This is a genomic window from Flavobacterium sp. HJJ, from assembly GCF_015351475.1.
GTDB lineage: Bacteria > Bacteroidota > Bacteroidia > Flavobacteriales > Flavobacteriaceae > Flavobacterium > Flavobacterium marginilacus.
In genome coordinates this window covers 123,307-148,905 of sequence record NZ_JADKPR010000005.1, presented here as the reverse complement: position 1 = coordinate 148,905, position 25,599 = coordinate 123,307, and the positions used below count along the sequence as shown (strand labels likewise).

The 25,599-nt window shown below is 32.8% G+C and carries 23 protein-coding genes and 1 tRNA gene; 16 read left to right on the top strand and 8 right to left on the bottom strand.

From position 1 onward, the window contains the following. Positions 1-10 precede the first annotated feature (10 nt). The gene (locus IRZ80_RS06010) at positions 11-1,273 is read right to left on the bottom strand and encodes a restriction endonuclease subunit S (RefSeq protein ID WP_194640654.1); all 1,263 of its coding nucleotides are present in this window, start codon (positions 1,271-1,273) and stop codon (positions 11-13) included. After that, positions 1,257-2,825, bottom strand: coding sequence for a type I restriction-modification system subunit M (locus tag IRZ80_RS06005; protein ID WP_194640653.1), 1,569 nt, complete (start codon positions 2,823-2,825; stop codon positions 1,257-1,259). Before IRZ80_RS06005 ends, IRZ80_RS06010 begins: the two co-directional genes overlap by 17 nt. Positions 2,826-3,108: 283 nt before the next feature. On the opposite strand from IRZ80_RS06005, the gene IRZ80_RS06000 reads away from it, so the two are divergent. Both IRZ80_RS06000 and IRZ80_RS05995 read left to right on the top strand, forming a co-directional pair. Further along, positions 3,109-3,504 carry a hypothetical protein gene (locus IRZ80_RS06000; protein ID WP_194640652.1) on the top strand — a complete coding sequence of 132 codons (396 nt, stop codon included), beginning with the start codon at positions 3,109-3,111 and terminating at the stop codon, positions 3,502-3,504. Continuing rightward, complete coding sequence (locus IRZ80_RS05995; protein ID WP_194640651.1) at positions 3,505-6,876, top strand: PIN domain-containing protein; 3,372 nt, start codon at positions 3,505-3,507, stop codon at positions 6,874-6,876. Between the two features lie 316 nt (positions 6,877-7,192). On the opposite strand, the gene IRZ80_RS05990 is transcribed toward IRZ80_RS05995, so the two are convergent. Then, entirely contained in the window at positions 7,193-7,579 is a 387-nt protein-coding gene (locus IRZ80_RS05990; protein WP_194640650.1) for a helix-turn-helix domain-containing protein, read from the bottom strand. 172 nt (positions 7,580-7,751) lie between these two features. Here IRZ80_RS05990 and IRZ80_RS05985 point away from each other — a divergent pair, with 172 nt between their 5' ends. The 3 genes from IRZ80_RS05985 (at position 7,752) to IRZ80_RS05975 (ending at position 10,191) form a co-directional block, all read left to right on the top strand. Beyond that, a complete protein-coding gene (locus IRZ80_RS05985; protein ID WP_194640649.1) occupies positions 7,752-8,597 on the top strand; it encodes a hypothetical protein in 846 nt (281 codons plus the stop codon). 27 nt (positions 8,598-8,624) lie between these two features. Further along, positions 8,625-8,966: a hypothetical protein gene (locus tag IRZ80_RS05980; protein WP_194640648.1), complete on the top strand. Its 342-nt coding sequence runs from the start codon at positions 8,625-8,627 to the stop codon at positions 8,964-8,966. A 772-nt stretch (positions 8,967-9,738) separates the two neighbouring features. Further along, positions 9,739-10,191, top strand: coding sequence for a hypothetical protein (locus IRZ80_RS05975; RefSeq protein WP_194640647.1), 453 nt, complete (start codon positions 9,739-9,741; stop codon positions 10,189-10,191). A 115-nt stretch (positions 10,192-10,306) separates the two neighbouring features. Here IRZ80_RS05975 and IRZ80_RS05970 read toward each other — a convergent pair whose 3' ends face one another. Beyond that, a complete protein-coding gene (locus IRZ80_RS05970; protein WP_194640646.1) occupies positions 10,307-10,618 on the bottom strand; it encodes a DUF6922 domain-containing protein in 312 nt (103 codons plus the stop codon). A 47-nt stretch (positions 10,619-10,665) separates the two neighbouring features. Then, positions 10,666-11,325 (bottom strand): nucleotidyl transferase AbiEii/AbiGii toxin family protein, encoded by a 660-nt coding sequence (locus IRZ80_RS05965; protein ID WP_255549652.1) that lies wholly within the window; start codon positions 11,323-11,325, stop codon positions 10,666-10,668. A 682-nt stretch (positions 11,326-12,007) separates the two neighbouring features. Between IRZ80_RS05965 and mobA the strand changes: the two genes are divergently transcribed. The 4 genes from mobA to IRZ80_RS05945 all read left to right on the top strand — a co-directional run bounded on the left by mobA (position 12,008) and on the right by IRZ80_RS05945 (position 14,583). Then, a complete protein-coding gene (gene mobA / locus IRZ80_RS05960) occupies positions 12,008-12,439 on the top strand; it encodes a conjugal transfer protein MobA (protein WP_194640644.1) in 432 nt (143 codons plus the stop codon). A 6-nt stretch (positions 12,440-12,445) separates the two neighbouring features. Next, positions 12,446-12,595 carry a hypothetical protein gene (locus IRZ80_RS05955; protein WP_194640643.1) on the top strand — a complete coding sequence of 50 codons (150 nt, stop codon included), beginning with the start codon at positions 12,446-12,448 and terminating at the stop codon, positions 12,593-12,595. A gap of 325 nt (positions 12,596-12,920) precedes the next feature. Continuing rightward, entirely contained in the window at positions 12,921-13,076 is a 156-nt protein-coding gene (locus IRZ80_RS05950) for a hypothetical protein (protein WP_194640642.1), read from the top strand. Beyond that, a complete protein-coding gene (locus IRZ80_RS05945; protein ID WP_194640641.1) occupies positions 13,060-14,583 on the top strand; it encodes a recombinase family protein in 1,524 nt (507 codons plus the stop codon). Before IRZ80_RS05950 ends, IRZ80_RS05945 begins: the two co-directional genes overlap by 17 nt. Here IRZ80_RS05945 and IRZ80_RS05940 read toward each other — a convergent pair. Continuing rightward, positions 14,574-14,648: transfer RNA gene (locus IRZ80_RS05940), tRNA-Val, on the bottom strand. The two genes, IRZ80_RS05945 and IRZ80_RS05940, sit on opposite strands and share 10 nt — an antisense overlap. Positions 14,649-14,859: 211 nt before the next feature. On the opposite strand from IRZ80_RS05940, the gene IRZ80_RS05935 reads away from it, so the two are divergent. Further along, entirely contained in the window at positions 14,860-16,647 is a 1,788-nt protein-coding gene (locus IRZ80_RS05935; RefSeq protein WP_194640640.1) for an ABC transporter ATP-binding protein, read from the top strand. Between the two features lie 124 nt (positions 16,648-16,771). Here IRZ80_RS05935 and IRZ80_RS05930 read toward each other — a convergent pair whose 3' ends face one another. Then, a complete protein-coding gene (locus IRZ80_RS05930; RefSeq protein ID WP_194640639.1) occupies positions 16,772-17,944 on the bottom strand; it encodes a proline dehydrogenase family protein in 1,173 nt (390 codons plus the stop codon). Between the two features lie 93 nt (positions 17,945-18,037). Here IRZ80_RS05930 and aroB point away from each other — a divergent pair, with 93 nt between their 5' ends. The 6 genes from aroB (at position 18,038) to IRZ80_RS05900 (ending at position 25,068) form a co-directional block, all read left to right on the top strand. Next, positions 18,038-19,105, top strand: coding sequence for a 3-dehydroquinate synthase (aroB, locus tag IRZ80_RS05925; RefSeq protein WP_194640638.1), 1,068 nt, complete (start codon positions 18,038-18,040; stop codon positions 19,103-19,105). Positions 19,106-19,396: 291 nt separating this feature from the next. Then, complete coding sequence (locus IRZ80_RS05920) at positions 19,397-20,794, top strand: arginine decarboxylase (protein ID WP_194640637.1); 1,398 nt, start codon at positions 19,397-19,399, stop codon at positions 20,792-20,794. Positions 20,795-20,911: 117 nt separating this feature from the next. Beyond that, the gene (locus tag IRZ80_RS05915) at positions 20,912-21,883 is read left to right on the top strand and encodes a deoxyhypusine synthase family protein (RefSeq protein WP_194640636.1); all 972 of its coding nucleotides are present in this window, start codon (positions 20,912-20,914) and stop codon (positions 21,881-21,883) included. Positions 21,884-21,977: 94 nt separating this feature from the next. After that, positions 21,978-22,382 (top strand): DNA primase, encoded by a 405-nt coding sequence (locus IRZ80_RS05910; RefSeq protein ID WP_194640635.1) that lies wholly within the window; start codon positions 21,978-21,980, stop codon positions 22,380-22,382. Between the two features lie 84 nt (positions 22,383-22,466). After that, positions 22,467-24,578: a DNA helicase RecQ gene (recQ, locus tag IRZ80_RS05905; RefSeq protein ID WP_194640634.1), complete on the top strand. Its 2,112-nt coding sequence runs from the start codon at positions 22,467-22,469 to the stop codon at positions 24,576-24,578. A 4-nt stretch (positions 24,579-24,582) separates the two neighbouring features. Further along, the gene (locus IRZ80_RS05900) at positions 24,583-25,068 is read left to right on the top strand and encodes a DNA-deoxyinosine glycosylase (RefSeq protein WP_194640633.1); all 486 of its coding nucleotides are present in this window, start codon (positions 24,583-24,585) and stop codon (positions 25,066-25,068) included. On the opposite strand, the gene IRZ80_RS05895 is transcribed toward IRZ80_RS05900, so the two are convergent. Continuing rightward, positions 25,065-25,586 carry a DinB family protein gene (locus IRZ80_RS05895; RefSeq protein ID WP_194640632.1) on the bottom strand — a complete coding sequence of 174 codons (522 nt, stop codon included), beginning with the start codon at positions 25,584-25,586 and terminating at the stop codon, positions 25,065-25,067. The two genes, IRZ80_RS05900 and IRZ80_RS05895, sit on opposite strands and share 4 nt — an antisense overlap. Between the last annotated feature and the right edge of the window lie 13 nt (positions 25,587-25,599).

Here is a 25,599-nt window from a genome sequence, read left to right as displayed (position 1 = left end):
CATTCTTTATTTAGGAATTTAATTCAGTTTCAATTTTTGTCATTTTTGCTAATAATAAATTTTTCAGGTTTTCAAGTTTATCACTCATTTCAAGGCCTTTAAAATTATCTATTACATTAGTCATTTTAGAAAATTTAATCAATAAATTTTCTGATGGGATTAATACTTTTAATTCTTTGATCTGATCTGGAGATATATTTGCTTGATTTGCACTTCCAGTTGATCCATTCAAAAGTGCAGTCTGAATTTCTTTAGAGGAGACATATTGATAAACAAATTCTTTAAAATAAAAATGGATTGGTGATAATTTACAAACCCTTTGGTTTAAGAGCGAAGGAAAATTAAAGTAATATTTACCTACTTGACCTACAGCTGAATTTAATTGATTTGCTCCTGATCCCGTCATTGATATAAGTATATCTCCTTTTGAGACAATAATTCTATCTAGGTTTTTAGGTAGGTTATTATTGAAGTATTTAGTATCATCTTGAATATATACATAAGGTGCTTTTATATTTTTTATTTTTAAAATTGGATATTTTCCAATATCATAAAATTCATCACTTTTAAATGCATATCCATTTATTGTTTCAATTATACTTCCTAAATTATCATATTCCCACCCTTCAGGAATTTCCTTCTCCAATTCCTCACACCAAATCATCTCCCCTCCATTACTTTTATAAGGCCTACCATTTTCATCTGAAAACTCAAAATCAACAAACCACTGTCTGTAAATTGCTTGTGCAGTTTCTTCGAGTTTAGCAATAAGTTGGTTGTTGAGTTTGATACGGTTTTGAATAATATTGTATTCTTTTACAATTTCAAGTTGTTTTTCTGGTGAAGGAATTGGTAATTTCATTCCACAAAAATCTTCCCATTCTAAGCTACCACGGACACCGCCAACAGCATGAAAACAAGCTTCTCTATCAAATTCTGAACGGGTGAACCACATCATTAAATATTCGGGAAGCAAAATAGCTGTATCAATTATTTCAAAAATAGGATACGCTTGAGAAATAATTGCAGGAGAATCTTCAGAGAATAAAGCTACTGGCATTTTTCTATCTCGTCGAACTTGCATTGTTGAACACGCAAATTGATTCTTTTGAATTATTTTATAGTTTTCCATATCTGTACCAATAATATTGGCAACAGATTTAATGAATTGTTTAGATACGCTCAAACCAAGCAATGTGGTAACTTTTAATCCCGTATTGCGTTCATCAACCAACTGAATATAATCGCCAATAGGTTTATAATTTGATGCCATACCCCAATTCTTTGAAAACAGTTAATAAATCATTTTTAGATTGGGTTTCAAGTTGTAATAATTCGGAGAAATCTTTTTGTAAAACTTTCATTTTATCATCAAAATCAATGTTCTCATCACGGTTTACGAAAGATATATATTTACTAGGGACTAATGAGAAATCTTTTTCAGCAATATCTTTTAATGTTGCTGAGTAACAAAACTCTGGTACATTTTTATATTTCTCTAAATTAGTTTGCCAATTATGGTAGGCTTGTGTAATTTCTAGAATATCATCTTCGGAAAATTGAGTATATTTTTTCTCGAACGGAATTCCTTTTTCTCTTAAATCAATAAACAAGATTTCGTTTTCTCTATTACGATAATTTCTGGTTTCATCAGGTAAAATAACTGTTCTTGCTTTTTTGTTTTTATTCAAAATCCAAAGCGTTACACTAATATTGGTTGTATAAAACATATTTTGTGGCAAAATTACAATGGCTTCGACCAAATCGTTTTCAATCAATTTTCTACGTATTTTGTATTCTTCGCCACCGCCTGACAAGGCACCATTCGCCAAGATAAAACCGGCAACTCCGTTTTCGGAAAGTTTACTCACCATATTCAAAATCCAGGCATAATTGGCATTGCTCGTTGGTGGCACATCGTAGCCTCTCCAACGTGGGTCGTCTTTCAATTCGTCAGCAGCTCTCCAGTCTTTTTGGTTAAACGGAGGATTCGCCATGATGTAATCGGCTTTTAAATCGGGATGCTGATCTTTTCCAAAAGTATCCGCAGCAACATCACCTAAATTAGCCGAAATTCCGCGAATGGCCAGATTCATTTTGGCTAGTTTATAAGTCGTAGCCGTATATTCTTGACCATAAATGGAAATCTCTTTTTTGTTTCCGTGGTGGTTTTCAATAAACTTAATGGATTGCACAAACATACCACCCGAACCGCAAGCCGGATCATAGATAACCCCTTTGTAAGGTTCAATCATTTCGGCAATAAGATTAACGATGCTTTTTGGGGTGTAAAATTCGCCTTTCCCTTTTCCTTCGGCCAAGGCAAACTTACTCAGGAAATATTCATACACACGACCTACAATGTCGGTTTGTTTGTCCTTGATGGTGTCAATATTATTGATGGTATCCAACAAAGCCGCCAGCTTACTCACGTCCATATTCAAACGAGAGAAATAGTTGTCGGGCAAAGCGCCTTTTAGGGCAGGATTGTTCTTTTCTATGGTATGCAAAGCGGTGTCTATCTTCAAAGCAATATCACTTTGCTTGGAATTTTCAATAATAAACGACCAACGCGATTCTTCAGGTAAAAAGAAAATGTTCGACATATTGTAGAACTCCTTCATCTCCAGGTATTTTTCCTTGCCGTCGGCAATCAGTTCCTTTCTGCGTTCCACAAATTTATCGCTGGCAAACTTCAAGAAGATTAACCCAAGTACTACGTGTTTATATTCAGATGATTCTACGGTGCCTCTCAGTTTATTGGCAGAATCCCAAAGGGTTTCCTCTATGCTTTTTTCTTTTTTGGGTTTAGCTTGTTTAGCCATTTAAATGATTGTATTTTTTTGAAATTATTGGTTTTTATTTTTAACCTTAAATCCTATTTAACAACATAAAGTATTACATTAGTTACAGTTGAAAAATTAATAGTTTTTGACGCTTATTGACAAAGTTATGTTTTAGTTTTGTCATTTAACGTCAAATGTAAATAAATTTTAGTGCCTTTTAAACTAAAATGAAATTTATTAATTTGTAAATAAAGTTACATGAATTTACAGTCTTATATTAACGAATTAACATCAGAAGAAATCAATTAAAAACTCAATTAATATGCCAATAATTACGACAGTAGCAGTAACAGCATTTTTGACAGCACTAGCTCAAAAAGGAGTGGATAAAGCATTTGAAACAGGAAGTGAAAAAGTTTCAGAAGACGCTTACAATTGGATAAAATCATTGTTTTACAAAGATCATGAACCAAAGAAGATTTTGAAAGAGTTACAAGATAACCCAGAAGATGTTGAGAAACTAAGCAATGCAGCCGCAATCATTAATAACTCTATTGAAGACGACCCGAAATTCGAAGCCTATTTAAAGGAGATTATTCAAAAAATGCCTAAAGCTGTAAATGCAATTTCAAACAGTAAAAATGTTATAACCGGAAATGTAAATACTGGAGGAGGAAATTTCATCAACGGTGATAATAATAATCAAATGTCTAAATAAATGGAGTCAAGCAAAAATATTATTAATGGAACCATTGAAACAAATGGTGGTGATGTAGTTAATGGAAATAATAATACGATTGTTAATTTTATTGATAGCCTATCTTTTCTTCTTACTGAATACAGGGAGCAATTAAATCAAATCCATGTTTTGATTTTAGCATTCAAACCCAAAACAGCTCTCGGTTTACTCACCAATTTGGAAAACAGAATCAAAGAAAGTAATGCTAAAAAAGATAATAAGATAACGAGTAAATTACTTTACTTAAAAGCTCTTTGTAAAAGAGAATTGGAAGATTTTACAAAAGAAGATTCCGCACAAGATTTTATCAAAGCATATAATCTCAACATTAAGGATGAAACAATAAAATACAGAGCCTGCATCGAATACTTAAATTTAGGAGATTCCGAAAAAGCGATAAATTTAGCAGATGACATTCTAATTTCGGATGAATATAATGGTACTGCTTGGATTGTAAAAACTTTTGCATCAAATGATTTTACGCAATTTATAAAGACCGTTCCTCCAATTGTTTTAAAGGATTATAAATACCAGCATAGTATCATTTATCATATAATTAGCACACATAAAATTCGATTTTTTGGTGATTTAAAGAATTATGGACTTCACTTAACATTCGATTTTGACAGATATAAAGTTTTAAATTTTGATAACAAGCAGGCATGGATAATAGCTATCGACTTATTAATAAGCAAGGCTATAAACAGTTTGACTCTTAAATATGTTTCTGGTGAAAATTTTATTATTGAAAATGATCCTGATGTACTTTCAACTATTAGGCTTTTGAAATTTTATATTAATGCTTTGGAGTTCACCGAAATTTATGAAAGTACTAAACATCATAGATTCTATCTTAATTATCTTGAATATGCGAATACAAATGATGAAGAGTGTATAAATGATTTAACAAAAATATACGACCAATTAGAAAAACCGTATTGGTTTTATTCACACTGTTTTTGTCAAATATTAAATCATCAAAAAGAGTTTCATAAATCATTAGATTGCTTAGTCGAATATGAAAATTCAAACGGTGAATTACATGCAGAATTTTATCTTTTTAAATCGGTAGCCCTTCATTTTCTTGGAAGAGGTGAAGAAATTGAAATATTGTTTAATGACTATTTGAATTCTATTGAAATTATTGATGAACGCCACTTATTCAACTTGATAAATGTTTTCGATATTATAAAGCAGCATGTTGATGATGAAAGCAAATTTATAATCCATCTTGATAAAGCTTTAAGGAAAAAATTCATCATAGCAGATTTAAAAACTATACTGAAATCCACTGTTGAGTTAAAACATAATCTACCGTTCGATTTAGAGGAAATTTTTTCATTATTAAACTCGATTAAGGGCAATTTTTCGCTTGATTCCAATTGTAAAAACCTCATTGCTGAAAATTTAGATCGTTTAGGTAAGACCCTTGAAGCATTAAACTTTATGGATACTTACATCGATAAATCTGTAGTGTCCGAATCTCTTAGACTACACATCTTTATTCTTCACAGTCTGTTACAAAATAAAGAAGATACGCCCAAAGGCAAAGGTAAAGAGCTGTTGGAATTACTAGAATTTTGGAGAAATACAAGTGACTATATTGATGAACAGTTGTTATGTTTGGAACATGATTTATGTGCGCGATTACATGATTTAAATAAACTCGAACAAATAGACAAATTGTTATTTAGTCATTTTCCGAATAACAAAAAATATTTATATTGGTATCTCGCAACGCTTGAAATGACACATAATTGTAATGGAATAGTGAAAATTTCATCTTCAATTCCTGATGTTTTTGAGAATGATGAGATTGGTCTTTATATTGCGGGTGTCTTATTACGTAATAAAAAAAATATTGAAAAAGGATTCAAAATTTTATACAATTTGGCATTGGATAAAAATAACACTGAAGCCAGAATGAATTATTTTGGTACTTCTTTGTTGTTTGATGATTTTTTTAAAAATTTTGAAACGGTTGAATTGGGTTATTGGGTGGTATACCTTATAGATGATAGACGAGAAAAAATACAAATTACAAAGTCAACAGGGTTGCAAAAAGAATTGTTAGGCAAAAAAAATGGAGAAATTTTTAGCCAGATTCATCCAATGACTAAACAGACAAACAACATTACAATTGTTGAAATTTTTAATGACGCTTTAAATCTATTCCGAGAAATTGAAGAAGAAGCAAAAAATCCTGTCAATGATTTAGGATTATATTCATTGCAACTTCCTCCTGATATAAATGATTTTACAAAATTTCTTGTAGAGCAATTTGGCACCACTGGCTCTGAAGAAAAAATACAGAATGATAAACTTTTTGATGATTATTACAATTATCGTATTGGATATTTAGCCCTAGTAAGTGCCGTATTTAAAAGAAATTTCGTTGATGCATATTTACATTTAACAGGTAATAAGCAAAGTAAATTCATAACAGTACCGAATAATTCTTCAGTAAATATTGATACTCAAAATCAATCATTAAAATTTGCATTGGATTTTACTTCTCTCATGCTCTTCTTTTTTTTAGAAAGAGAGTTCAAATTTGAGTTCAAGCATAAATTTGTCATTTCTTACAACATGAGGTGTCAAATTGAAAGCTATATAAATTCAGAGGAACATTCCCATGAATCGACATTGAGTATGAATATTACGAGTGAAGGTGTTGAGAATTTTTTCTATCCAGAAGGAAATAAAAAGACTAGGATTGATTTTTTACAATCAATATTAAATTGGATAGATAAGAACTGCGAAATTGATTTAGTAGAAGAAAAATTAGATGTTATTTTAAAACTTCCAAAAAAAGAAAATGAATTTAAAAATGCTATTATGAACAATATGATTGATTCTTTACATCTTTCAATAAGAGAAAATCATAGATACATCAGTAGCGATATTTCCGTTTTCCAATTTAGGACTGGTTCTGATTTCAATACCAATTTTTTAAATCCAGAAAAGTATCTATTAACCTATTACCCTGAAAAATGCAATTCCAATTTTTATCGTTTCTTGTTAAAATCAAATTATTTGGGCATTAATATTAGTTATGATACCTTAAAAAAAGAATTCATAGAATACATTGGTGGTAGAGAAAATTATTACCTAATGGTTTTAGAAAACTTACAATTTTCTATAAACAACAATCCAAATGTGATTTCAACATGTATCAATTTTTTTAATTTCTTGAATAATACAGCTTTACCTTTATCGGCGATAAATAAACATGCATCTGAAGTTCTTGTAAAATCGATGGTTGGTATGGAACCAGATTTAATACTTTATTATAGAAAGATGATAAAAGATAAACTTAAAGAGAGGCTATCGATTAAATTGAAATCCTAAACAAAGTATCCCTTGAAACGTGTCAATCTAGGAGTTTTTGAAAGTCTAAGGCCAAACTTATAAAAAAAAGCTTTAACAATCAATTTCTAATATCTTTTGAAAGTGTAAGCTTCTCAAACCCATATTAAAAAATAATAAAAGAAGCGTGCTTTTTCAAACAATGCCTCTTTTAAAATTCACAAAATTCTGACCCTTTCCAGGAGGATTTTTGTGGATATCTTGAGAAATTAATAATCTAAGTTATGTGGAAACAAAAGAGCCTCACAAATATTGCAAGGCTCTTTGATTGGTTGTCTATGTTGGTATTAAGACTAAATTATTTATCCTTCAATAACTTTTCTAAATAAGCTATTTTATCTTTTTCAGCTTGCAACAAACGTTCGTAAAGTTCTAGAATTTTATCCAATGGATTGATTGAACATAGATAATTGTTGTTATTGGAACTACTATCAGTAAAAGTGTTGTTTATTATATTGAATACAGCTTCTTCGCTAAACTGTTTTATACCTTCTGTAGAGACATTTAGAACAGCTGAAATTTTTTCTAATACAATTTCATCAATTGTTTCACTTCCTTCAATATTAGAGACTGACTGCTGGCTTACACCAATAGCGTTAGCTAATGCTTCTTGTTTCATACCTCTGAGCTCTCTAATTCGGCTGATATTTCTACCAATATGTTTTGGTTTTGTTGCTGTATTCATAACTCAAAGATATTTAAAATTCTTTTAAAAAAAAGGCTTTGGTAAAAAACAAGCCCGCTTTTGTGAGATACAATTACCGTTAGTTCGGTACGGTATAATCTATTGCTTACTTGCTGTGTATTAAACAAAAATACAATTTTTCGGATAATTTATTAACTAAAAAAGTAAAATTATGAATGCAATTGAATTTTCACAGCAAAAAGAGTTGAAGGAAGTAATTACAGACCACATTAAAACATCTGCTATTTATTGTTTTGGCAGGCAGGAAACAGTTTATAGTTCGAGCAGGAAAATTTATCCTGATAAAGAACTACAAAAAGAACATAGTCATTTATACCTCTTAGTTTTTGTACATGAAACCAAAGAAAATGCGGGCAATGACATAAGTGACAAGATAAAAACAAAGACTCAGGGTTCCTTGACCGCTACTGTTCTTATACACCACGTACAGAGTCTTAAAGACCTTTGTCAAGACCAGCAGTTTTTCTTTTGGCAGATCATGCAGAATGCAGAGCTGTTATTTCAAGATATTAACAAGCCTCCTTATTTAAGTATTAGCGAAACTCCAAAAAGGAATTTAAAATCTACATCGCATTATATAGCATGGAGGAAGAATAATATTGCTACAATCTGGGGCTGGGTATATAATGATGATGATGCTTCTAGCTCGGATGAAGTAAAAATGTCTGCTCTTCATCAAATAGTGGAGCAAATCTGTTTGTCTTTGATCCGTGTCTTTATAGGCTACACTCCGAATCATTTTGCATTAGAGTATTTATTTAATCTGTGCGAATACTTTACCACCATAACTACAGACTTTTTTCCCCGACAAACCCCTGAAGACAAATCCATATTTAAACTCATTAAGCAACAGCCTAACACGCTACGCTTTAGTAAGGCTAACGATGTTGATTATTTATATTATCAGGTAGTGGAAGAAAGATGCAAAAATTTTAAAAAGCAAGCGGAAATTTTGATACAAAATGAAATCGACCGGCTGAATGAAGTTGAAAATTAACAAGAGAAAATAAAATAATTAGAAATTATGGAAAAAGATAAAATCAAATTAAACGAGCTCATAGAGAACCCAGAGCATTATTTTGTACTGATCAAGCCGACATTTGAAACAAGAAATGACATACACAATATTGAAATTAGTGTTGAAGGATATAGGGATCTGTTTTGTATGATAACGGATTTACTTAAAACAGCAAAATTTGCTTTAGACGGAATTGAGGTCAGCACTGGGAGTACTATAAATATTGAAAGATATGTTGGAAGTCTTTTGAGAATAATAGAAATGCTGATCCCATTGGAAGAAGCGGAATTACTGGATATGCTTTACCTAAAACATTTAAATGAAAAAAATCAGAGTGATTCCAATTAACCTGTTTCCATTTGTAAATTTAATAAAACGCCGACTTTGGAGGCGTTTTCCAGTCCCCTGCAAGGGCAAGTGGTTTTGAGATGCTGAATTCATTCCAAGCATCTCAAAACACAACTTGCCGTTGTCTGGTGACAACTTTTACTAAATGGATTTTTTGAAAAAGGGTTGACACCCTTTTTTTGATGTAACAGGTGAAATAGAAATTGTTTTATTAGTTTTTTTTTTTCATTTTTATTAATAGTTTTTAAAACCTAAAAAATGCTAAATAGTATTAGCAGCCTTGAAGGCTGCCGCGCCAATATTCAATATTGCTTGATAGCCAGCTGGAATTCAAGCACTTTTGAAGGGCATCATGCAATATGGCAGTTCGTCAAGAGTTCTAGTGCGAATGCATTCTTGCATACATACAAGCATACAAGCATAAAAGCATACGTTTGTACGAATAAACAGGCAAATATACTTGCATATAAACATAGTCACCGAAATATGTAAAATCTAAAAACAATACATATTTGAGCAAATATTTATATAGTTAAGTCCGATTATAAAGTTACAACCCAGTACACACACTTTTGAATACATACAGGTATATGTGGGGACGTACCTATTTATAAAACAGTCAGTACATAATTAGGATTTATTTGCGGTTTATATAAATCGTAACTCCTCCCTTTACTATCTACGCCAAATGAAGACAAACAACGCCAAAAAAGGACAGAATGGAAAGGTTATAAATTTATAGGGTTACTTTGTTTTATAAAAACAAGGCATCATGAAAAAAATAAAAAAGCCAAAGGAAAAAGAAAAGACTGAGCAAAGTGTAACGGAAAAAGCTAAACAAGAGAAACTTGATAAAAGTGATAAAAAGCTGTTTATACAGATAGACAAAAGTGGAGACCCAATTTCTAATTTTATTTCAAATTTCATAAGACAATTTAAAAACCCGACGTCTTTGGGACTGCCGAAACTTTCAGAATGGTTAAGTCTCTTCACAACAAAACGTATTCCAGAGGAAAAGGAACATACAAAACCTTCCGATATAATGGGTTCAGTAAAAACAGTTTTTAGTTCTGAAAAGAAAATATCAACAGAAGGCGGTAAAAATAATGAAGGCAAAACGATAAGTCAAGGTGTGCGCCATACTAATTTTAATAAGGTCAAAGAAAAACAGGACTTTCAGACACAAAGAAAAACTGAAAACACAAAGCCAAAATTACGTATGTAATTAGAAAATTTTATCAGGGATTTCCAAGAAAACTATCTTAAAATAATGATACAATATTGGTTTTAAAAAAAAGGAATACGGATTTATTAGCCGTATTCCTTTTTTTTAATTTAAATTATATCCAGTGATAGGGTTTGTCTTTTCTGTTTAAGTAACAGTACATTTCTTCTTTTTTGAGTTCTGGAAAGAATTTCAAGGCATCTTCAATTGCATAGTCAGGCAGAAAATAAATTTCGTCACGTATAGCTTTAATCACTTTCTCATGACCATAAAAACGGATGATTTCATCAATCTCATCCTGACTGCCACGCTCTACGATACGACCAATTACCATCTGATAGGCTTCAAGCCAATTGATTTCATCAAATCTAAATTCCCAAAAGAATTTGGGATGAAGATTGGGTATAGATTTGGTTGATATTTTCATTATTTTTTTACTTTGGTTACTATCAAATATACGTTTTTTCCATTGAACTACCTACGGAAACCTCTCTTATTGTTTCTGTTAATTGGCAAATCCTGATTTTCTAATGCAAATTTTTGCAAAGGATTTTTAGTGGCTAATTCCAATCGTTTTTGGATATCTTTCCAATTTTGCTCTTTATCTTTTAACATATCTACACCATCAAAAGTGGTAATCTTGTCATATGTATTCAGACCTATTGATGCCCAATACGGATCTTTATCATATTTTCTCTGATAGGCTTCAAGATAGAATTTTAATGGTTTTTCTTCCAGTAAGAAGTACATATCAACAAAATCTTTGTACCGCTGACCGCTTTGATGGATTGCATGGAGTTTCATTGCTCCAATGTCTTCATTAGAAATCATTCGAATTCCTTCTTTTTGTTCCACTGCATGGAGCAAAGGATACTTGTGGGTAACGATATCGACTTTTATATTTTTAATATAGGTCAGTACCGTATTGTTATGCAGCCTGCTTTCTTTTTCTTTTACATCATAAGTGCGCTGTAAATATTGCAGCATCATTTGTGGATTAAAGTCTTTTGTGGTAAATAGGTCTATATCTACTGATAACCTATGTCCTAAGCGTAGCGCCAAAGCTGTGCCTCCAACCAAAATATAATCCTTTAACATTTGATCTTTCATGAGTGTTTGGAGAAGTTCCCACATTTCTTGGTTAACTGTTTCTTTATGTAACATAATCTAAAATTTTCAGAAAAAGTAATTCTGAAAATGGAGCATGTTTACAAAGTGGCTTTTATAGGCAGTATTTGGCTTTTGTTGTCGCTATACCCGTTACTATAAAGGCGGTTTTATTTTTATCTAAAGCTTGTCAGATAAACTCTTCGGAAAACGAAAATTGACCTTTGCATTTTTTATTCGGTAATGAGAGGAGGAGCAGTTTTATTTCATCCATTCCTATCTTCCATTCCAATTATCCATCCGACCCAATCCTATTGACTTTTTTTTATTCGTTTAAAGAGCCGGAGTATGCTGGTTTTATTTCGGGGACAGCAAATCGAAATGTTTAGCAAGTGACAAGGCTTTTTGAAAAAATACTACCCGAACGGGTGGAGATTTTTTCAAAAACCTGCAAGGCCTGGCCTTGGCACTTGCGTTAAGAATATGGAGATAGCTTTGCCCCTAAATAAAACCAGTACCGACTGTTTAACTTTAATAATGGGAAAAATAATTACAGCAAAATTTAAATTTTCTACAGCGGGTTATTTCTATCTGATATGGAAACGAAAAGCCAAATACTGCCATTCGATACAACATAAATCAATAATTGGTCGAAGTGAAATATATTGCTTTTTTAATTTTAAAAATAAATTGAACCTAAGCTGAATTTATGGCAAGCAATGACAAAACTAAAAAATATAAAGGTGGCAGACATCCCAAGAAAGATCCTGCTGTGTTTCGCTATTCTATCAGTTTTACCGCTGTAGAAAATGCCCGCTTCCTCTCCCTTTTTGAACAGTCAGGAATGAATGTAAAAGCACACTATATTACTGCCTGTGTTTTTCAAAAAGCAATCAAGACAATCAAAATTGACAAGGCAACAATGGATTACTACATGCGCCTGACCACTTTATATGGTCAGTTCAGGGCTATCGGAGTGAACTATAATCAAATTGTGAAACTCCTGTATAGGAATTTCACTGAAAAAAAAGCGGCTGCCTATCTGTACAGATTGGAAATGCAAACCGCTGAATTGGTAGTGTTATGCCAAAAGATTATACAGCTTACGGACGATTTTGAAACAAAACATCTTAAGAAATAAAAGCAGATGATAGCTAAAATTGTCAGGAGAGAACAGTTTATTGAGGTATTGGGTGGATTGCTTCCCAAAGATCAAGGACAAGGCTATGAAAAAGAAGTATTTACCAAAAAGATGAAGAAAGAAAAAAATAAAACAAGGAAAATGGTAATACCCTAATTGTTTGGGACAAAAAGAGATTTAGCTTTAAATAGAGAATACTAAATATTCTCAAAATAAAGTTTTGCGTTTTGGTAGATGCAGGGATTCAAAAGGAATGCGTCTATCAAATTGCAACTACCGCTTTGGTTAACAAAGACTTTCCCGACCAAAGAAGGGAGTGTCTTTTTTAATCCAATAATTCTAAATATTTGGTTGTAATTGGTCAAATGACGACAAACACTTCCTTTGAAGGTTATTAAGGGAGAAACAATAAATCTGATTCATAATTTCAGGAGGAGTATTACAACTATTTGAAAACTTTTGTTAAGGTAAGGAGGGAAAAATGGAGGATTTAGAAAATAAAACTACTGAAAAAGAGGAAATTATCTCAAAAATTTATGATGAGATAGAAAGAGAACAAGAAGAAAAATTTGTAAATTTATTGGTTGAGATTATTGTGTCAATTACATTAAAACAAGTTTATGAAGAGAGCGATTAGATATTTGAGATTTAGTCAATTGGGACAAAGCAATGGTTCTATTGAAAGACAGGAATTATACACCGATCAATACATACAGCATCACAATATACAGTTGGTTGATACCTTTATAGACAGGGGTAAAAGTGCGAAAACTTTTGACCGCCCTGATTTTATAAAATTGCAGGCTTTTATAGCCAAGCATTATAAATCCGTAGATTATTTGCTTGTAGATCAGCTCGACCGCTTTAGCAGGGATGCTGGCGAAGCTATGAACATGGTTAAGCAATTTCAAAAAAAATATAGCATCCAAATTGTCAGTGTAACAGAAGGAATCACTTTTGATTATGATACTCCAGGGAGTTTTTTCAGGGCTGGACTACAATTACTACTTGCCGAAGAAGATAATATTAATAGAAGTATAAAAGTTCGAGGTGGACTATATACAGCCAGAGCAAAAGAAGGACGATTTTTGACAAGAGAAAAACCTTTTGGTTATAGTAAAGTCGGAGAAGGTAAACAGCGTCATCTTGAGATAAACGAAGAAGAGGCAAAAGTTGTACGTATTGTGTATGATATGTTTGTTCGTGATGTGCCTTTGTATAAAATCAAGGAGAAAGCCTATGAATTGGGTTTTGATAGAAAGGGCAATATGGCTCTTGACCGTGTACTTGCCAATCCAGTTTATGCGGGTCTTGTCAAAGTAGAAGCTTTCAAGGATTTACCAGGAGGTCTTTTTCCAGCTATACATGAAGCCATTATTGATAAAACGACGTGGCAAATGGTGCAAAGCAAAATGAAGAAGGAAGATAAAGTGAAAGTTACCGTAGATGATGATATTCCACTTAGAGGTGTTTTAAAATGTCATTGTGGAGCTCCACTTACTGGTGCGCCTTCACGTGGCAAATCGGGTAAATACTTTTACTACTACAAATGCAAACATTCCAAACATAATAATATCAGTGCTATTAAAGCTCATGAGCAGTTCTTAAATGTTTGTGACCTTATGAGTATCACTGAAACGAATATCAAAGGAATCAGAAATAGTTGTTATTCTTCAATTGAGCTTGAAATGAAAGCCAATAAGAAAAAAGCATTAGAAAAAAAACAAGAACTTGATGAAGTACAACAAAAACTCAATACAGTTGAAGAAAAGTGGTTTAAAGACGAAATAAACAAAGATACTTACGATAGATGGTATCCAGTTTACAGTTCACAAATTTTAAACCTTCAAACGGCTATTGAAAGACTTAGTACTAACCACGGAAAAGTTTTTGAATTTTTAGATGCTAATCTTGATATGTTGTCGGATATGCGTTATGTCTATACTGAATCAGATACTTTGCAGAAAAGAGAGTTTGTGAACATGGTGTTCAACAAGAACTTGTACTATCAAAACGGTATTTATCGAACACCTACAATGTTGGATATGTTATCGCATAATGCCAGTAAAATGGAGGAAAAGGGATATCTTATATACCAAAAAAAGAGGGATACTTTTTCAAGTATCCCTCACAGTGGGCGATGAGGGGTTCGAACCCCCGACCCCCTCGGTGTAAACGAGGTGCTCTGAACCAGCTGAGCTAATCGCCCTATTTTACTAGGTTGCCATCATTTCGTGATTGCGAGTGCAAATATACAACTAGAACTCGTAATTGCAAGCATTTTTTTGGAAAAATGATAAAAAAAATTAGAGATTTTTATTTATCTGCTCATTAACAGTGCTTTATTGAGTGTTCAAACTCCGCTTTTTTTTTGTTATCCTATTGATATAGCCTTACATTTGTATCATAAAAAAAATAAAATGGCACGATTCCAGGAAAATGATTTACCAAAATCAAAAATTACAGCAAGTTCATTACAAAAAGCAGTTCTTATCTTTAAATATGCCAATAATCATAAGTGGAAATTTTATGCAGGACTGGTTTTTTTACTGCTTACAAGTGTTACTGCCCTAGCCTTCCCTAAATTTATGGGAATGCTTGTAGACTGTGTTCACAAAAAAGATGCACATCTCGCTAATCAGATTGCTTTGGGATTAGGACTTGTCTTATTATTGCAGTCTTTATTTTCTTTTTTCAGACTTTCATTATTCGTTAATTTTACCGAAAACACTTTAGCAAACGTGCGATTGGCACTCTATACTAATTTGGTTAAACTGCCAATGTCATTTTTTTCCCAAAAACGTGTGGGCGAATTAAACAGCCGGATAAGTAATGATATAACCCAGATTCAGGATACTCTAACTACAACAATTGCTGAATTTTTAAGACAGATTATTTTGATTATCGGAAGTTTTGCTATGCTGGCCAGCATCAATATTAAACTGACCATTATGATGGTTTCGGTGGTGCCTTTTGTTGGTGTAGCTGCGGTTATTTTTGGGAGGTTTATTCGGAAATATTCAAAAAAAGTACAGGATCAGGTTGCCGAAAGCCAGGTTGTTGTTGAAGAAACGATGCAGGGAATTAGTATTGTTAAGGCATTTGCTAATGAATGGTATGAAATTGCCCGCTATAAAGAAAAAATCAAAGAGGTTGTTAAAATGGGAATTAAAGGTGGACAATTCAGAGGTTTTTTTGCTTCTTTTATTATTGTCTGTTTGTTTGGAACTATTGTAGGTGTAGTTTGGTACGGAGTACAATTGAGCATTGCCGGCGAAATAACCGTTGGACAATTATTTACCTTTATATTATATTCCAGTTATGTTGGGGCTTCATCAGGAGGTATAGCCGAATTATATGCTCAAATGCAGAAAGCTATTGGTGCTACTGAAAGAGTTTTTGAGCTTTTGGGTGAAACACCAGAAAAAATTAATTCTAATGTAGATATTTCTTTAATAAACAAATTAAAAGGAGATGTTAGTTTTAAAAATGTGGCTTTCAGTTATCCTTCAAGAAAAGAAGTAAAGGTTTTAAAAGATATTAATTTTTCTGCCGGATTTGGACAAAAAATTGCTCTCGTTGGACCAAGCGGAATGGGGAAATCTACAATTGCTTCTTTATTACTGCGTTTTTATGATATAGAAAGCGGGGAAATCTTAATTGACGGAAAAAATATTTATGATTATAATCTGGAAGATCTTCGCGGAAATATGAGTATTGTTCCTCAGGATGTTATTCTTTTTGGCGGAACCATAAAAGAAAATATAGCTTATGGAAAGCCAAATGCCACTGATGAAGAAATTATTACGGCAGCAAAACAAGCCAATGCTTTTGTATTTATAGAAAGTTTTCCTGAAAAATTTGATACTATTGTTGGCGAAAGAGGTATTAAGCTATCCGGCGGACAAAGACAGCGTATCGCAATTGCCAGAGCCTTGCTGAAGAATCCTTCGATATTGATTTTGGATGAAGCGACTTCTTCTTTGGATAGCGAAAGTGAAAAACTGGTTCAGGAAGCTCTTGAGGTTTTGATGGAAGGAAGAACAAGTATTATTATTGCACACAGGCTTTCAACGATTCGTTCTGCCGATCAGATTTTGGTACTTGATAATGGAAAAATCAGTGAACAGGGAACGCATCAGGAATTAATTAATCTTGAAAATGGTCTTTATAAGAATTTGAGTAATTTACAGTTTAGTAATTCATAGTTTTAAAAGCTTTTAAATGAAAAACTCCATTTGTTTTTAAAGGCAAATGGAGTTTTTTTATAAATCTCAGTTTCAATTTTTTCAATCTGACAGCTGTTTGCTGAAAACTGTTATCTGTAAAAGACTAAGCCATCTCTTTTCGTCTCTTGCGTTCAGCTTTGATCATTGAAAGTTCACGACTGGTCTGTCCTGCTACCGAAGTGTTTTCTTCAGCACGGCGGATTAAGTACGGCATCACGTCTTTTACGGGACCAAAAGGAAGATATTTAGCAATATTATAGCTGTGTGCCGCCAAATTATAACTGATATTATCGCTCATTCCGTATAATTGACCAAACCAAATTCGGTCGTCATTGGACGGAATTCTTTTGGAACTCATTATCTCCATTAGTTTATAGGTGCTCTCTTCGTTGTGTGTTCCAGCAAAAATAGACATGGTGTCCAAATGTTCTGCCATATACAGGACAGCTGCGTCATAATTTACATCAGTAGCTTCTTTGGATGAGCAGATTGGAGTTGGATAACCTCTTTCTTCGGCACGAAGATTTTCTTTTTCCATATAGGCACCGCGAACTAATTTCATTCCAATAAAAAATCTTTCAGCTTTTGCCTGTTCATGTAGTTTTTTCAAATAATCCAGACGATCCCAGCGGTACATTTGAAGCGTGTTGAAAACAATTGTTTTTTCTTTGTTGTATTTGCGCATCATTTCGGTAACCAAATCATCAGCTGCGTCCTGCATCCAGCTTTCTTCGGCATCAATCAGCAGTGCTACGTTTTTTTTGTGGGCTTCACCGCAGACTAAATCAAAACGTGCTGCTACTCTATCCCATTCAGCCTGCTCTTCGGGAGTTAATATTTGTTTCTCTCCTACTTTCTCATATAAGTCTAAACGTCCTAATCCGGTAGGCTTGAAAACAGCAAAAGGAATTGCCAGGCGTTCTTTAGCAAATTCAATTGTTTTTAGAGTCATCTGCAGCGCGGCATCAAATTGATTTTCCTCTTCTTTTCCTTCAACAGAATAATCTAATACTGAAGAAACACCTTTGGTAAACATTTTATCTACAACCGTCAGGCAGTCATTTTCGTTTACGCCTCCGCAAAAATGATCAAAAACAGTTGCACGGATCAGATTTTCGACAGGCAGATTCGCTTTTATTGCAAAGTTTGTCACCGCTGTTCCTATACGTACCAAGGGCTGGTTATTGATTAATTTAAAAAGAAAATATGCTCTTTCAAGTTCGGTATCGCTTTTTAAAGCAAACGCATTTTGTGTGTTATTGAAAATATTATCCATATTTTGTTATATTTTTTATGCAAATATAAAGAGAGTAAGCGATTATAATTAGTAAAATTTGCCTTATTTTGCGCTTTCAATTAAATTAAAATCATGCAGTCTATTCAAGCAAATAATTATCCTGTTCATTTCAATGAAACTGGGTACGAAAAACTAAATCAGCACTTAAAAGATAATAAATATTCGAACCTGTTTATAATAGTTGACAGCAATACAAATGAGTTTTGCCTGCCAAAATTACTTCCATTATTAGAAACAGATCTGACGGTTGAAATTATTGAATTTGAAGCTGGTGAAATCAATAAAAATATTGAAACCTGTATCGAAATCTGGAATGTACTGACTGAATTGGGCGCTGACAGAAAAACATTGATTATCAATATTGGCGGCGGTGTTGTAACTGATTTAGGAGGATTTGTTGCTTCAACTTTTAAAAGAGGCGTCGATTTTATCCATATTCCAACTACTTTATTATCTATGGTTGATGCTTCTGTAGGCGGTAAAAACGGGGTTGATTTGGGAAATTTAAAAAATCAGATTGGAGTTATCAATACGCCAAAAATGGTATTGGTTGATACACAGTATTTAGAAACTGTCCCTCAGAATGAAATGCGTTCAGGTCTTGCCGAAATGCTGAAACACGGATTGATTTTTGACAAACCTTACTGGGAGTCATTTTTGGACATTAAAGGAATCGACTTTGATCAGTTGGATACTTTAATACACCGTTCTGTGGAAATCAAGAACATTATCGTAATGCAGGATCCTACTGAAAAGAATATTAGAAAATCTTTGAATTTTGGACATACATTAGGTCATGCGATTGAAAGCTATTTTTTAGAAAATGAAAATAAAACCACATTGCTGCACGGTGAGGCTATTGCGGCGGGAATGATTTTAGAAAGTCATATTTCATTGCATAAAAACTTGATTTCTCATGAAGAATATAGTGAGATAAAGTCTACGCTGAAATCAATATATGATGATATTATTTTTGAAGAAGAGGATATAGAACCTATTCTGGACCTACTGATTCATGACAAAAAAAATGAGTATGGAATGATACAATTTGCATTAATTGAAGGCATCGGTAAAATAAAGATAAATCAATCTGTTGAAAACGAATTGATTCTAAACGCTTTTGAAGATTATAAATCTTAGTTTTTTTTTAATAAAAAGCGTTGCATTACGTCTATATTATTTTTTACATTTGCCTCAATGAATAAAAATCAAAATAATAAAAAATTTTCTGCTAAAAGAAACAGAAACAATAGGTCTTTTTTGAGCTTATTGAAACGTTTTTATGGTATCAAAGGGAATTTCAGTTTTGATTTATTTCAATATTTCAAGGCCGATTACGAAAAACTTCAGATTGTCTATGCAAATATTAGAGTTTGAAGTTTAATTAATTCTATTTTTTAAATACAATTAACGTAAAACTCTAAAGGACAAATGAATACGAAATATTCCGACTTAATAAATCAAACATATTACTTTCCTCAAGAAGAATTCAAATTAAATAAAGATAACCTACAGTTTCATAATATTGATTTAATGAAATTGGTCGAAACTTATGGTACCCCTTTAAAATTTACTTACCTGCCTCAAATTTCAAACAACATCAACAAAGCCAAAAGCTGGTTTCGCAAATCGATGGAAAAAAATAAATATGAGGCTAAATATTACTATTGTTACTGTACAAAAAGCTCTCATTTTGAATATGTTATGAATGAGGCTTTCAAGAATAACATTCACGTTGAAACTTCTTCAGCTTTTGATATAAACATTGTTGAAAATTTATTAGAAAACGGAAAAATAAATAAGAGTACTTTTATCATTTGTAATGGTTTTAAAAGAGACCAATATATTCATAACATTGCAAGACTAATCAATAATGGACATAAAAACACTATTCCTATTATTGATAATTATGAAGAGCTGGATTTACTGCAGGCAGAGATAAGCGGAAAATTCAAAATAGGAATCCGTATTGCTGCAGAAGAAGAACCAAAATTTGAGTTTTATACTTCGAGATTAGGAATAGGATATAAAAATATTGTTCCTTTTTACAAGAAAGAAATCAAGGAAAACAAAAAGCTGGAACTTAAAATGCTTCACTTTTTTATCAATACCGGTATTAATGACAATGCTTATTATTGGAATGAGCTTGTAAAATGTATCAAAGTATATGTTGCCTTGAAAAAAGAATGTCCAAGCCTTGACAGTTTGAATATTGGCGGTGGTTTCCCTATCAAAAATTCATTGGCTTTCGAATACGATTACCAATATATGATTGATGAAATCATTAATCAGATAAAAATTGCCTGTGACGAAGCTGAAGTGGATGTTCCGCATATTTTTACTGAATTTGGATCGTTCACTGTTGGAGAAAGCGGCGGTGCTATTTATCAGGTTTTGTATCAAAAACAGCAGAATGACAGAGAGAAATGGAACATGATTGATTCTTCTTTCATTACCACTTTACCAGATACTTGGGCAATTAACAAACGTTTTATCATGTTGGCAATCAACAGATGGAATGATACATACGAACGTGTTCTGCTGGGCGGAATGACCTGTGACAGTGATGATTATTACAATTCTGAGCAGAATATGAATGCAATATATCTGCCAAAATATAATAAAGAAAAACCATTATATCTAGGTTTTTTCAACACAGGTGCTTATCAGGAAACCATTGGTGGTTTTGGCGGACTGCAGCACTGTCTTATACCGCAGCCAAAGCATATTTTGATAGATCGTGACGAGAACGGAATATTGGCAACCGAAGTATTTTCTGAAGCTCAAACTGCTGAGGATGTACTAAAAATACTAGGTTATAATAAATAACAAATTTAAATAGGGGTATAGGAATTTTGATATTTATAAATTTCTTTTATTTGTAAATCCAAATCTCACTTACCCTTTTGAGCAGTAAACAAAAAAGAAAAAAAAGAAAAAAAGAATATGAGTAAAGGACCAATCAGTCAGTTTATTGAAAAGCATTATCTGCATTTCAATTCTGCATCTTTAGTTGATGCCGCAAAAGCTTATGAGCAGCAGTTGGCCAATGGTGCAAAAATGATGGTAACTATGGCCGGTGCTATGAGTACCGCCGAAATTGGAAAGATTTTTGCCGAAATAATTCGTCAGGATAAAGTCCAGATTATTTCTTGTACAGGAGCAAACCTTGAAGAAGATATCATGAACTTGGTGGCACATTCACATTATGAAAGAGTACCTCACTACCGTGATCTAACTCCTCAGGATGAGTGGGATTTATTGGAAAGAGGATTGAATAGAGTCACTGATACTTGTATTCCTGAGCATGAAGCATTCCGCCGTCTTCAAAAACATGTTTACAAAATTTGGAAAGATGCTGATGATAAAGGAGAAAGATATTTTCCTCATGAATTCATGTATAAAATGTTACTTTCTGGTGTTTTGGAAGAATATTATGAAATTGACTTGAAAGACAGCTGGATGTATGCGGCGGCTGAGAAAAATTTACCTATTATTGTTCCTGGATGGGAAGACAGTACAATGGGAAATATTTTCGCATCGTATGTGATTAAAGGAGAATTGAAAGCTTCTACCATGAAATCGGGTATCGAATACATGACTTTTTTATCCGATTGGTATACAAAAAATAGTTCTAATGGTGTTGGATTCTTCCAAATTGGCGGTGGTATCGCTGGTGATTTTCCTATCTGTGTTGTACCAATGTTATATCAGGATATGGAAATGCATGATGTTCCATTTTGGAGTTATTTTTGCCAAATTTCAGATTCAACAACCAGCTACGGTTCTTATTCCGGAGCAGTTCCTAATGAAAAAATCACTTGGGGTAAACTAGATATTAAAACTCCTAAATTCATTATTGAGTCTGATGCTACTATTGTGGCCCCATTAATTTTTGCATATTTGTTAGATCTATAATAATTATTTATGAAATCGCCAAGATAGAACTTGTTGCAAATACAAATGAGAATCTGGCGATACCATGTTTCAATAAAAAAAATATTAGCTGCACATGAAAAGAGTAATAGTTGATTACGCCAAATTGACCAACGAAATTTTAAATCTTTTGGTCGAAAAATTCCCTGATGGATATGATGATTCAGATATCATTCGATTTAGAAATGCTAAAAATGAATTGGTAGAAGCTGTTGAAGTTAGAACTGAAGATACAATTTATTTAGTAAAAGTAAGCACCAAATTGGCTGATAGAATTGGTAATTATGAAGATGATGATGAAATTGATGATGTTGTAGAACCAATCAGCGGTTTAGAATTAGATGTTGAAGATGAAGATGCAGATGATGACGATGATGATGAAAATTTAGATAAGCCGGATGTTGATGGTGATGATGACGATGAAGATGGTGATGACAAAGATATCGCTGATGACGATGATGATGAAGATGACGAAGATTAATTCTATAAGTTTATAAAAAAATTAAAGGAACTCGCAATTGAGTTCCTTTTTTTATTAGATTTAGATTTCTAAATATACGCCAACATGACAACAGAAATTTTACACGCCAAACTCAAGGAAAATTTTGGATTTGAAAAATTCAGACCCAATCAGGAAAACATTATTAATAGCATTCTTTCCGGAAAAGATGCTCTCGCCATCATGCCAACTGGAGGTGGAAAATCAATATGCTTTCAGCTTCCTGCCCTAATTCTTCCAGGAATTACAATTGTGATTTCGCCATTGATAGCCTTGATGAAAGATCAGGTTGACAGTTTAAAATCCAATGGAATTCCTGCTTGTTATATCAACAGCAGTCAGTCTTCAGAAGAACAGGATTTTCATATTCAAAACCTAAAAGATAAAAAAGTCAAACTCGTATATGTAGCGCCGGAAAGTCTGTCATTTTTAGAAAATGCTTTTAGCCAGATAATTGTTAGTCTCATTGCAATTGATGAAGCACATTGCATATCTGCTTGGGGTCACGATTTTCGTCCGGCTTACACCAATTTAGGTTATCTCAAAAACCGCTTTCCTTCTACTCCAATCTTAGCTTTGACTGCAACTGCTGATAAAGCAACCCGTACTGACATCTGCAAGCAATTAGAATTGAAGGAACCCGAAATTTTTGTAGCATCTTTTGACAGGAAAAATTTGAGTCTTGAAGTCAGACCGGCTTTAGACCGTGTGCAGCAGATTATTGATTTCATAAAAAATAAACCGAATGAATCGGGTATCGTATATTGCCTGAGCCGGAAGACCACAGAAGAACTTTCTGAAAAACTTCAGAAAAAAGGAATAAATGCAAAAGCTTATCATGCAGGTTTGGACAACAAAATGCGTTCTAAAACTCAGGACGAATTTATCAATGATGACTGTCAAGTCGTTTGTGCAACCATTGCTTTCGGAATGGGAATTGATAAATCTAATGTCCGCTGGGTAATTCATTATAATCTGCCAAAAAATATTGAAGGCTATTATCAGGAAATTGGAAGGGCCGGCCGTGATGGTCTGCCATCCGAAACAGTTTTGTTTGAAAGTTACGGAGACATGATTCAATTGCAAAAATTTGCTTCCGAAGGTTTAAACGCCGAAGTGCAGCTGGCGAAATTGGAACGAATGAAACAATATGCCGACGCATTGAGCTGCCGCAGAAAAATACTGCTTTCGTATTTTGGTGAATTGGTAACTGAAAATTGTGGTAATTGTGATATTTGCAAAAATCCTCCAGCTTTTTTTGAAGGAACTATTATTGCCCAAAAAGCATTGTCGGCAGTTGCACGCCTTCAGGAATCTGAAGCGCTGCCTGTAATTGTGGATTTTTTGAGAGGTTCCAAAAATGCTTCCATTTATGACAAAGGCTACCAAAATTTAAAAACCTACGGAGTTGGTGCGGACTTATCATGGTACGACTGGAATCAATATCTTATTCAATTGATCAATTTGGGATATTGCGAAATTGCTTTTCATCAACAGAATAAAATAAAATTGACCCCTTTTGCCAAAAAAGTATTATTTGACGGTGAAAAAGTAAAGCTGACGACTGTTCAAAAAATGAATAAAGAAAAAGCTGAAGCTAAAACTGTTAAAACAAAATCAGCTGTAAATTCTCTTTTTGAGTTTCTTAGAAAACTTCGTACTGAAATTGCAAAAGAAGAAGCAGTTCCAGCTTATGTAATTTTTAGTGATGCAACTTTGAAACAATTAGAAATTCACCGGCCAATGAGCGACTCTGACTTTTTAGCGATTGATGGAGTTGGAAAAGCAAAATTGGAAAAATACGGTGACGTTTTTATTAAAGCAATTATTGAATTTGAAAATATAAAAAAAATAAGAGCAAAAAAAGAAAGTTCAACTTATAAAGAAACTTTGGAACTATTTCAAAGCGGAATAAAAGTTGAAGAAATTGCAATAAAAAGAAAATTGGGAGTTGCAACTATAATTTCGCATTTAGCTAAATTATACAATGACGGTCATCCAATAAATTTGAGAGAATTTATAAATGATCAGGAAATTGCAAAAATAGCGGAAGCAAAAATAAAACTGGAATCTCCAAATGCTTTGAAACCTTATTTTGATTTTTTTGAAGAACAAATTTCGTATGACAAAATCAGGGTTGGATTAACAATACTCGAAAAAGAAAACTTAGTATTCTAATTTTATGGCAATATATTCTTTTCCATATTTTATTGATTCCAATACCAAGGTATTAATTTTGGGAACTATGCCTGGAGCTATGTCTCTTGAAAAACAAGAATATTATGCACACCGAAGAAATCATTTTTGGAAAATAATCTGTACACTATTTGATGCATTGCCAATTCCAGTAAATTTTGAAGAAAAAATTAAAATTCTTAAAGAAAATAAAATTGGGATTTGGGATGTCCTAGAAAATTGTGAAAGAAAAGGAAGTTTAGACATTCACATTAAAAATCATAAAGAAAATGATTTTGAAAATTTATTTAAGCAATTTCCAAAAATCAGAAATATTATTTTTAATGGAAAACAGAGTCATGCCTTTTTTATAAAGAAGTTTGGAAAAATTGAAGGCATCACCTATCATGTGATGCCTTCAACTAGCCCAGCTAATACTATGACTTTTGAAAATAAATTAAAAATCTGGACAGAATGTTTTAAACAAAACTAATTGTTTAAATATCTTTCTGCGAAAACTCTCTGATGATGTTTAAGATGACCAAGGAGTATAAAACCTATGGCTCTTACTGAAATTTCATGATTTGATGCAGTCCCTATTCTTCTTAGCTGTTCATCTGAAAAACTTTTGAACATCAGTAAGTTAGAATATCTTACCGCTGAAAATTCAGTTAATAAATCCTGAATACTTCTGCTTTTGGCATCAGTATTGTCAGCATAATCATTTTCTTCAAAACCAGGCAATGGTGTTTTATCATTTCGGGAAATTCTCAGAGCACGATAACTAAAAATTCTTTCAGTATCAATAATGTGCTGAATAATTTCTTTGATGGTCCATTTACCTTCGGCATAACTGTAATCAAATTTGTCCAAAGGAATATTTTGGACAAATTTGATAAAATCATGCAAACTAATTTCTAATTCTTCAAATAATTCAACATTTTCTAATGCTTGTATGTAGGTGGCATTAAATTTTGAATATTCATCTACTGGCAATTGATTGGAATTCATAATGACAATTTTT